The 227-nt window shown below is 44.5% G+C and carries 1 protein-coding gene; it reads right to left on the reverse strand.

Annotation, left to right across the window (positions count from 1 at the left end; translation table 11 throughout):
- A partial coding sequence (locus RFW85_RS12440) for a CoA-transferase (RefSeq protein WP_309171578.1) occupies positions 1–227 on the reverse strand: 227 nt, incomplete at its 3' end.

Consider the following 227-nt stretch of genomic DNA (forward strand, 5'->3'; position numbering starts at 1 on the left):
CAGATGACTTTTTTAACCGAACCAGCTTTAAGTAGCTTAGCCAGACCGTAATCGCCATTACCGGCATTGTTGCTGACAATAGTCAGGCCTTTAACACCGAGTTCAATAAGACCATCAATGAGTTCAGCGGGTTGTCCTGCGGTACCGAAACCACCAATCAGAATGGTTGCACCATCATTAATCTGCGATAGAACCTCGCTTAGTGAGGACTTACTTTTGTCAATCAT

Source organism: Acinetobacter sp. 12966, from assembly GCF_031196995.1.
GTDB classification, from domain to species: domain Bacteria; phylum Pseudomonadota; class Gammaproteobacteria; order Pseudomonadales; family Moraxellaceae; genus Acinetobacter; species Acinetobacter geminorum.